The sequence below is a fragment of the Burkholderia sp. HAN2018 genome (assembly GCF_024704855.1).
In the GTDB taxonomy this organism is placed as follows: Bacteria; Pseudomonadota; Gammaproteobacteria; order Burkholderiales; family Burkholderiaceae; genus Burkholderia; species Burkholderia cepacia.
The window spans coordinates 1-9,016 of the sequence record NZ_QOBB01000264.1 but is presented as its reverse complement, the minus strand read 5'-3'; the positions used below and the strand labels follow the sequence as shown (position 1 = coordinate 9,016).

The window sequence follows — 9,016 nt, the reverse complement described above, 5'->3', positions numbered from 1 at the left end:
AGCGGCGCGAGCGTCGCGACGGCCGCCGGTGCGGCGGCGTCGCTCGGCGCTTCCGCGGCACACGGCGCATCGGCCGTCGAAAGCGTGCAGCCGGCGGCGCCCGTTGCCGGTGCAAGCGGTCCGCATGTGTGGAGCGGTGCGATCCAGTCGGTGCCGTCGTCCGCGAGCGGTGCCGCGCTTCCGCCTGTTGCGGGCAGCCAGGTTTCGGGCATGAACGAACCGGCCGCGGCTGCGCCTGCGACGGGCGCGTCGCAGCCGCGGCCGTCGAGCCTGCAGCAACTGCTGGCGCTGAAGAACCGCGTGCTGATGGAGTTGCAGAAGCACGGCATCGGCAAGCCGGCCACGACGAACGAGGTCGCGCCGGCGCCCGTGCCGGCACCTGTCGCACCGCGTCCGGCCGCGAACGATACGGGCGCATCCGCTGCCGCGCCGGCGGCAAGTGAAGCCGCGTCCGGCGTTGCTGCCGGCGCAGCGCAGCCGGCATCGGTATCGGCGCCCGCGCAACCGGCCGCGCCGGTGGCGGCACCTGCGCGCAGTACCGGGCAGATGGACTGGCGTCCGGCCGCGGTGGCCGGTGCGGCCGTGATCGTCCTCGCCGCAGGTTTTGCGTGGCGCAAGCGCCGGAAGGGCCGGCGCGCGGAAGAAACGGGTGATGCGGGTACGAGCGCGACGGCTGCTGCGGTCGTCGCGGGCGGGTCCGCGGCTGCGGCGGCAGAAACCGAAGCCGCGCCGTCCGTCGAGCCGGAACTGCCGATCCGGCCCGAGATGCCGGTCGCACGCGACGCGGCTTCCGATTTGAGCCTTGCCGCGGCCACTGCCGCAGCGGCGGAGACGGCCGAGACGCTTGATACGGATGTGCCGTCGGCGCCGGAAGTGGTGCCGCCGCATGACGAGCAGCCCGAATTGCCGGCCGCGCACGCCGTAGTGCCGACCGCGAGCGAGGCGGCTCCGGCTCCGCACGATACAGAGCCGGTAGAGAAGATCGCTGCCGAACAGCCCGCGGAACAGCCTGCCGAGACGCCGATCGCCTCCGCGGCCGCCGAAACGCAGCACGAGGCGCTGATGCAGAACGCGATCAGCGCGCTCAACAGCCTCGACATGCCGCTGCCGCCGCGCACGCAGGACGAGCCGTCGCTGGCGACGGACGAGTCTGCCGCGCAGGCAAGGCAGTCCGACACCGATAAAGTCGCAACTAACGGTCAAGCCGACCAACGCCTTCCGATTGGCGCGATCGATCCGGCCCCCGAACATCCGGCCGACCAGGACGACGAGTTCGATTGGGATCCGGACGCGGCGACGCCAGCCGGCCAGGCGGGTAGCCCGTTCGCGACGTCGTCGCTGCCGCCGCTCGGCGGCGCGCAGTTCGGCGCACTGAAGCTCGACTTCGATCTGGACCTGCCGTCGACGCCGGGCGCCGCGTTGCCGGCGCTGACGCCGGACGAACTTGCCCGCATCGCGCGCAACAAGCTCGACCTCGCGACCGAATACGTCGAGCTGGGCGACCTGTCCGGCGCACGGACGCTGCTGCAGGAAGTGGTCGACGCGAACGACACCGCGACGCGCGACGATGCGCGTGCGCTGCTCGCGAAACTGGCGGACGAGGCGTGATGCGGATCGCGCTCGGCATTCAGTACGATGGCGCGGCGTTCTGCGGCTGGCAGGCGCAGCCGCACGGCAAGACCGTGCAGGATCGGCTCGAGCACGCGCTGGCCGAGTTCGCGCGCGTGCCGCTGCATACGACGGTGGCCGGGCGAACCGACACGGGCGTGCACGGGCTCGGGCAGGTCGTGCATTTCGATACCGACCTGGATCGCGAGGTGTTCTCGTGGGTGCGCGGGACCAACGCGTTCCTGCCGCCGACCGTGGCGGTGCAATGGGCGAAGCCGATGCCGGAGACGTTTCACGCGCGTTTCTCGGCGTTCGAGCGCACCTACTACTACGCGCTGTACGTGCATCCCGTGCGCTCGCCGATGCTGGCGGGGCGCGCGGGCTGGATCCATACGCCGCTCGACGACGACGCGATGCGCGCCGCCGCCGCGCACCTGATCGGCGAGCACGACTTCTCGTCGTTCCGGTCGTCGGAATGCCAGTCGAAGACGCCGGTCAAACACCTGTACCAGATCGACGTGCGGCGCGTGGGCCATTTCATTCATTTCCGGTTCCGCGCCAACGCGTTCCTGCACCACATGGTGCGCAACCTGATGGGCTGCCTCGTCGCGGTCGGTCGCGGCCGCTATCCGGCCGACTGGCTTGCCGACGTGCTGGCCGGGCGCGACCGTAATCTCGCGGCGCCCACGTTCATGGCCGACGGGCTGTACCTCGCCCACGTCGGCTACCCGGCGGAATTCGCCGTCCCGCCCGCGCAGCTCGGCAGCGTGCCGTGGAGCAGCGTCTGGGCCGACCTGGACCCTCAACCATGACGGATCACGCCGTGTCTCCTTCGACTCCCGCCGCGGCCGGCCTGCCGCCGCGCACGCGCATCAAGCTGTGCGGGCTGTCGCGCCCCGAGGACGTGCTGCACGCGGCGGCGCTCGGCGCCGACGCGATCGGTCTCGTGTTCTACCCGAAGAGCCCGCGCGCGGTGACGATCGCGCAGGCGGCCGAGCTGGCGCGCCTCGCGCCGCCGTTCGTGTCGGTGGTCGGGCTGTTCGTGAATGCGACCGAAGCCGAGATCGAGGCCGTCGTGCGCGACGTGCCGCTCACGCTGCTGCAGTTCCATGGCGACGAGACACCCGGGCAGTGCGATGCCCTCGGCCGCGCGGCACGCCTGCCGTGGTTGCGCGCGGTGCGCGTCGGCCCCTCGACGCAGCCGGCCGATTTGGTAGAATCGGCACTTCATTATTCGAAAGCGCGCGGCCTCCTGTTCGACACCCTGGTGCCGGATTACGGCGGTAGCGGCAAGGTCTTCGATTGGTCTCTTATTCCCGCAGAGCTCGCGCATCGGGCCGTTTTGAGTGGTGGCTTGAGCGCGCAAAACGTCGGTGATGCGATTCGCCAGTTGCGCCCGTTTGCTGTCGATGTCTCGAGTGGCATCGAAGTGGAGGGCGCGAAGGGCGTGAAGGATCACGCCCGGATGGCGGCGTTCGTACGCGCGGTGCGCGAAGCGGACGCCGGGTGATGCAAGCCGGCGCGGCCCCGAAAGCGGGGCGCCCCGACCGATCGAGAGAGACACCATGTACAACCTTCCTGATGACCGCGGCCACTTTGGCCCGTATGGCGGCGTGTTCGTTGCCGAGACGCTGATTCACGCGCTGGACGAACTGCGCGCGGCGTATGAAAAATTCCAGAACGATCCCGATTTCGTCGCCGAATTCGAGCGCGAGCTGAAGCATTTCGTCGGCCGCCCGTCGCCGATCTATCACGCGCAGCGCTGGAGCGAGACGCTCGGCGGCGCGCAGATCTACCTGAAGCGCGAAGACCTGAACCACACGGGCGCGCACAAGATCAACAACGTGATCGGCCAGGCGCTGCTCGCGAAGCGCATGGGCAAGAAGCGCGTGATCGCCGAGACGGGCGCCGGCCAGCACGGCGTCGCGACCGCGACGATCTGCGCCCGCTTCGGGATGGAGTGTGTCGTCTACATGGGCTCGGAAGACGTGCGCCGCCAGGCCGCGAACGTCTACCGGATGAAGCTGCTTGGAGCTACGGTCGTGCCGGTCGAATCGGGTTCGCGCACGCTGAAGGACGCGCTGAACGAAGCGATGCGCGACTGGGTCACGAACATCGAAAGCACGTTCTACATCATCGGCACGGTCGCGGGCCCGCACCCGTACCCGATGATGGTGCGCGACTTCCAGCGCGTGATCGGCGACGAGTGCAAGGTGCAGATGCCCGAACTCGCGGGCCGGCAGCCGGACGCGGTGATCGCCTGCGTCGGCGGCGGCTCGAACGCGATGGGCATCTTCTACCCGTACATCGACGACACGTCGGTGCAGCTGATCGGCGTCGAAGCGGCCGGCGACGGCCTCGACACGGGGCATCACGCGGCGTCGCTGATCGCCGGCAGCCCGGGCGTGCTGCACGGCAACCGTACCTACCTGCTGCAGGACGACAACGGCCAGATCATCGAGACGCATTCGGTGTCGGCGGGCCTCGACTATCCGGGCGTCGGTCCCGAGCACGCATGGCTGAAGGACAGCGGCCGCGCACAGTACGTCGGCATTACCGACGAGGAAGCGCTGAAGGCGTTCCACGACTGCTGCCGGATCGAGGGGATCATTCCCGCGCTCGAGTCGAGCCACGCGATCGCATATGGCGTGAAGCTCGCGCCGACGTTGCCGAAGGACAAGATCCTGCTCGTCAACCTGTCGGGCCGTGGCGACAAGGACATGCACACGGTCGCCGAGCGATCGGGCATCGAGCTCTGACCCCGACCGATGCGTGACCTGATCGAAGAACCGGGCGGCGGTGCCGCGAGCGAGGCGGGGGCGGTTCAGCCCGCCGCCGCCGTGCCGCGCGCGCTGCCGTCCGGGATCGAACTGCACAACCGCGATTTCCTGACCGATGCCGCGCACCTGCCGGACGCGTCGATCGACCTGATCGTCGCCGATCCGCCGTACGGGCTCGGCAAGGACTACGGCAACGACTCGGACAAGCGTTCGGGCGACGACTTTCTCGCGTGGACGCGCGAGTGGCTCGAGCTCGCGATTCCGAAGCTGAAGCCGAGCGGGTCGATGTACATCTTCTGCACGTGGCAGTACGCGCCGGAAATCTTCAGTTTCCTGAAGACGCAGCTCACGATGGTCAACGAGATCATCTGGGACCGGCGCGTGCCGAGCATGGGCGGCACGACGCGCCGCTTCACGTCGGTGCACGACAACATCGGCTTTTTCGCGGTTTCCAGGGCGTATTACTTCGATCTCGATCCGGTCCGCATCCCGTACGACGCCGACACGAAGAAGGCCCGCTCGCGCAAGCTGTTCGAAGGCAGCAAGTGGCTGGAGATGGGCTACAACCCGAAGGACGTCTGGTCGGTCTCGCGCCTGCACCGGCAGCACGCGGAGCGCGTCGATCATCCGACCCAGAAGCCGCTGGAAATCATCGAGCGGATGGTGCTCGCAAGCTGCCCGCCGGGCGGCCGCGTGCTCGATCCGTTCATGGGCAGCGGCACGACCGCGGTGGCCTGCGCACGGCAGGGGCGCGACTTCGTCGGCTACGAGATCAACGAAAGCTATTGTGCGATCGCGCACGAGCGCGTGAGCGCGCTCGCTGTGCCGGCGTGCGCGTGAATCGCGCCGCCGCCTCGCCGAAGCATTGAGGAAAATTGCCATGTCCCGTATTCAGCAAACCTTCGCCGCGCTCGCCGAACAAGGCCGTAAGGGCCTGATCCCGTTCATCACGGCCGGCGATCCCGATCCCGCGAAAACCGTCGAATTCATGCACGCGCTCGCCGAAGGCGGCGCGGACGTGATCGAACTCGGCGTGCCGTTCTCGGACCCGATGGCCGACGGCCCCGTGATCCAGCGCTCGTCGGAACGCGCGCTCGCGCGCGGCGTCACGCTGAAAAGCGTGCTTGCCGACGTGAAGCGCTTTCGCGAAACCGACCCCAAAACGCCCGTCGTGCTGATGGGTTATGCGAACCCGATCGAACGAATGGGCGTCGACGCGTTCGCGGCCGAAGCGCAGGCGGCCGGTGTCGACGGCGTGCTCGTCGTCGACTATCCGCCGGAAGAGGCGGGCGTGTTCGCCGAGAAAATGCGCGCCGCGCAGATCGATCCGATCTTCCTGCTCGCGCCCACGTCGACCGACGAACGTATCGCCGACGTCGGCAAGATCGCGAGCGGCTACGTGTATTACGTGTCGCTCAAGGGCGTGACCGGCGCAGGAAATCTGGATGTTTCGAGCATTGCGGGTAAAATCCCGGCCATCAAGTCGCGCGTGCCGGTTCCGGTCGGCGTCGGCTTCGGTATCCGCGACGCCGAAACGGCGCGCGCGGTGGCCGAGGTGTCGGACGCGGTCGTGATCGGCAGCCGCCTCGTGCAGCTGCTCGAAAGCGCTGCGCCGGAGGGTGCCGCCGCCGCGCTGAAGACTTTCATTGCCGAGCTGCGCGCCGCCCTGGACGGCGCGGGCAAGACGGCGCGATAAACACAACACAGGAAGCGGGAACGGGCCGGTCGGCCCGGCCCGCCACGGAACAGGAAACCATACGATGAGCTGGCTCGACAAACTGTTGCCGCCGAAGATCAAGCAGACCGACCCGAAAAGCCGCAAGGGCATTCCGGAAGGCCTGTGGGTCAAGTGCCCGTCCTGCGAGGCCGTGCTGTACCGCAACGACGTGGACGCGAACCTGCACGTGTGCCCGAAGTGCGATCACCACATGCGCATCGGTGCGCGTGAGCGCCTCGACGGGCTGCTCGATCCGGAAGGCCGTTATGAAATCGGTCAGGAAGTCGTGCCGGTCGACACGCTGAAGTTCAAGGACAGCCGCAAGTACCCCGATCGTCTGAAGGAAGCGATGGACGACACGGGCGAGACCGACGCGATGGTCGTGATGGGCGGTGCGATCCACACGCTGCCGGTGGTCGCGGCCTGCTTCGAATTCTCGTTCATGGGCGGCTCGATGGGCTCGGTAGTCGGCGAGCGCTTCGCACGCGGCGCGCAGAACGCGCTCGAACAGCAGGTGCCGTTCATCTGCTTCACCGCTTCGGGCGGTGCACGGATGCAGGAAAGCCTGCTGTCGCTGATGCAGATGGCGAAAACCACCGCGATGCTGACCAAGCTGGCCGAAGCGAAGCTGCCGTTCATTTCGGTGCTGACCGACCCGACGATGGGTGGCGTGTCGGCGAGCTTTGCATTCCTCGGCGACGTCGTGATCGCCGAACCGAAGGCGCTGATCGGCTTCGCCGGCCCGCGCGTGATCGAGCAGACGGTCCGCGAGAAGCTGCCGGAAGGCTTCCAGCGCGCCGAATTCCTGATCAAGACGGGCGCGATCGACATGATCGTCGACCGTCGCAAGATGCGCGACGAGATCGCGCAACTGCTCGCGCTGCTGCAGCGACAGCCGGCCGACGCGCTGGCTTGACCGGCGCAAGGTTGTGAACTCTGCGCGTCGCCTGGCTTCCGCGTCAGGCGACGCGCTTCGTTTTTTGGCGTAGTGGCGGTACCGATCCAGATTTGAACCGATGAGCACTTTTCCCACTCTCGACGCGTGGCTTTCGCATCTCGAACGCGCGCACCCGGTCGGCATCGACATGGGCCTGACCCGCATCGGGCAGGTCAAGGCGGCGCTGCAGCTCGAATTCGCGTGCCCCGTCATTACCGTCGGCGGCACGAACGGCAAGGGCTCGACCTGCGCGTTCCTCGAGACGATCCTCGTGCGCGCGGGCTACAAGGTCGGCTGCCACACGTCGCCGCACCTGCTCGAATTCAACGAGCGCGCGCGCGTGAACGGGCAGAATGTCACCGATGACGAACTGCTGCCGCACTTCGAGGCCGTCGAAGCTGCACGCACGTCGTTGCCCGAGCCCGTGTCGCTCACGTACTTCGAATTCACGACGCTCGCGATCCTGCACTTGTTCGCGTCGCGCGGGCTGGACGCGGTGATCCTCGAAGTCGGCCTCGGCGGCCGGCTCGACGCGGTCAACATCATCGATACCGATTGCGCGATCGTCACGAGCATCGACATCGATCACACCGAATACCTCGGCGACACGCGCGAGAAGATCGCGTTCGAGAAGGCCGGGATCTTCCGTGCCGGCAAGCCGGCGATCTGCGGCGATCCGGCCGCGCCGCAAACGCTGATCGACCACGCGGAAGCAATCGGCGCCGACCTGTGGCTCGTCGGCCGCGATTTCCGCTACGAGGCGCAGGCAGGCGCGGAGCGCCAGCAGTGGAGCTACCTCGGTCGCGAGAAGCGCTATCCGGCGCTGGCGTACCCGGCGCTGCGCGGCGCGAATCAGCTGATCAATGCATCGGCCGCGCTCGCCGCGCTCGAGGCGCTGCGCCCGGTGCTGCCGGTGTCGGCGCAGGACATCCGGCTCGGCCTCGCGAACGTCGAACTGCCGGGGCGCTTCCAGGTGCTGCCCGGCAAGCCGGCGATCGTGCTCGACGTCGCGCACAACCCGCATGCATCGGCCGTGCTCGAGCAGAACCTCGGCAACATGGGTTTCTTCCCGTACACGTACGCGGTGTTCGGCGCGATGCACGACAAGGACATCGACGGCGTGCTGCAGCACCTGAAGGGCGAGATCGACCACTGGTGCGTGACCGATCTGCCGCTGCCGCGTGCGGCCACGGCCGAGCAGCTCGAAGCCGCGCTGCGCAAGGCCGGCGTGGAGGAGGGGCCCGATTCGAGCGTCACGCGTTACACGTCGCCCGCCGAAGCGTTTCGCGATGCACTAAAAAGAGCATCCGAGAATGATAGAATCGTGGTTTTCGGCAGTTTCCATACGGTTGCCGGCGTGCTGGCCTACCGTAAATCGCAGCAACACTGACTGACGGGCAGTTTCGGACTCAGCCATTCATGGGAATTTTCTCGTTCGGCAAGAAAGACGACGACGCGCCCCCGCGGCGCGGCGGTCGCACCGGGGCCTCCCGGAACGTGCGCACGGAGCGCACTGAACGCGTCGAGCGACGCTCGCGCCGCACCGAGCGTCCGGAATCGGACGCACTGCTCCTCGATCCGACCCTTCCAGAAAAGCAACGTGCGCGCCGTCGCCTCGTCGGCGCGATCGCGCTCGTCGTCGCCGCGGTGATCGTGCTGCCGATGGTGCTCGATTCGCACCCGAAGCCGGTCACCGACGACATCGCGATCGACATCCCGAACCGGCCCGCGCACCAGGCGGTCGCGCCGCGCGACGACGATGTGTCCGACGTGCAGGCCGGCGTCGCGCATGACGAACCGCCGGCATCCGACACGGCCGTTGCGGCCGCACCGGCGCCCGCGCCGAAGGATGCCGCCAGGCCGGCCGCGAAACCCGATACCACGACCACGGCGAGCGTGACGCCGCCGAAGCCTGCGCCGAAACCGGCTGCGCCCGCGGCGAAGCCGGCTGCGCCGAAGCCCGCACCCGCGGCC

The 9,016-nt window shown here is 68.2% G+C and carries 9 protein-coding genes; all 9 read left to right on the top strand.

What is annotated here, in order from left to right; genetic code table 11:
* Positions 1-1,608 (top strand): FimV/HubP family polar landmark protein (locus DPV74_RS35915; protein ID WP_119338907.1); only part of this gene is annotated, 1,608 nt, incomplete at its 5' end.
* A complete protein-coding gene (gene truA / locus DPV74_RS35910; protein WP_027791143.1) occupies positions 1,608-2,420 on the top strand; it encodes a tRNA pseudouridine(38-40) synthase TruA in 813 nt (270 codons plus the stop codon). The genes DPV74_RS35915 and truA, both read left to right, overlap by 1 nt.
* The gene (locus DPV74_RS35905; RefSeq protein ID WP_027791144.1) at positions 2,417-3,118 is read left to right on the top strand and encodes a phosphoribosylanthranilate isomerase; all 702 of its coding nucleotides are present in this window, start codon (positions 2,417-2,419) and stop codon (positions 3,116-3,118) included. Before truA ends, DPV74_RS35905 begins: the two co-directional genes overlap by 4 nt.
* A gap of 55 nt (positions 3,119-3,173) precedes the next feature.
* On the top strand, positions 3,174-4,367 hold the full coding sequence (gene trpB / locus DPV74_RS35900) for a tryptophan synthase subunit beta (RefSeq protein ID WP_027791145.1): 1,194 nt from the start codon (positions 3,174-3,176) through the stop codon (positions 4,365-4,367).
* A gap of 9 nt (positions 4,368-4,376) precedes the next feature.
* Positions 4,377-5,228, top strand: coding sequence for a site-specific DNA-methyltransferase (locus tag DPV74_RS35895; RefSeq protein ID WP_060373006.1), 852 nt, complete (start codon positions 4,377-4,379; stop codon positions 5,226-5,228).
* Between the two features lie 40 nt (positions 5,229-5,268).
* Positions 5,269-6,084, top strand: coding sequence for a tryptophan synthase subunit alpha (trpA, locus tag DPV74_RS35890; RefSeq protein WP_027791147.1), 816 nt, complete (start codon positions 5,269-5,271; stop codon positions 6,082-6,084).
* A 64-nt stretch (positions 6,085-6,148) separates the two neighbouring features.
* Positions 6,149-7,021, top strand: a complete 873-nt coding sequence (accD, locus tag DPV74_RS35885) for an acetyl-CoA carboxylase, carboxyltransferase subunit beta (protein ID WP_021158729.1) — start codon at positions 6,149-6,151, stop codon at positions 7,019-7,021.
* 100 nt (positions 7,022-7,121) lie between these two features.
* The gene (gene folC / locus DPV74_RS35880; protein ID WP_021158730.1) at positions 7,122-8,432 is read left to right on the top strand and encodes a bifunctional tetrahydrofolate synthase/dihydrofolate synthase; all 1,311 of its coding nucleotides are present in this window, start codon (positions 7,122-7,124) and stop codon (positions 8,430-8,432) included.
* A 29-nt stretch (positions 8,433-8,461) separates the two neighbouring features.
* On the top strand, positions 8,462-9,016 hold a 555-nt coding region (locus tag DPV74_RS35875; protein ID WP_119338906.1), incomplete at its 3' end, for a sporulation protein.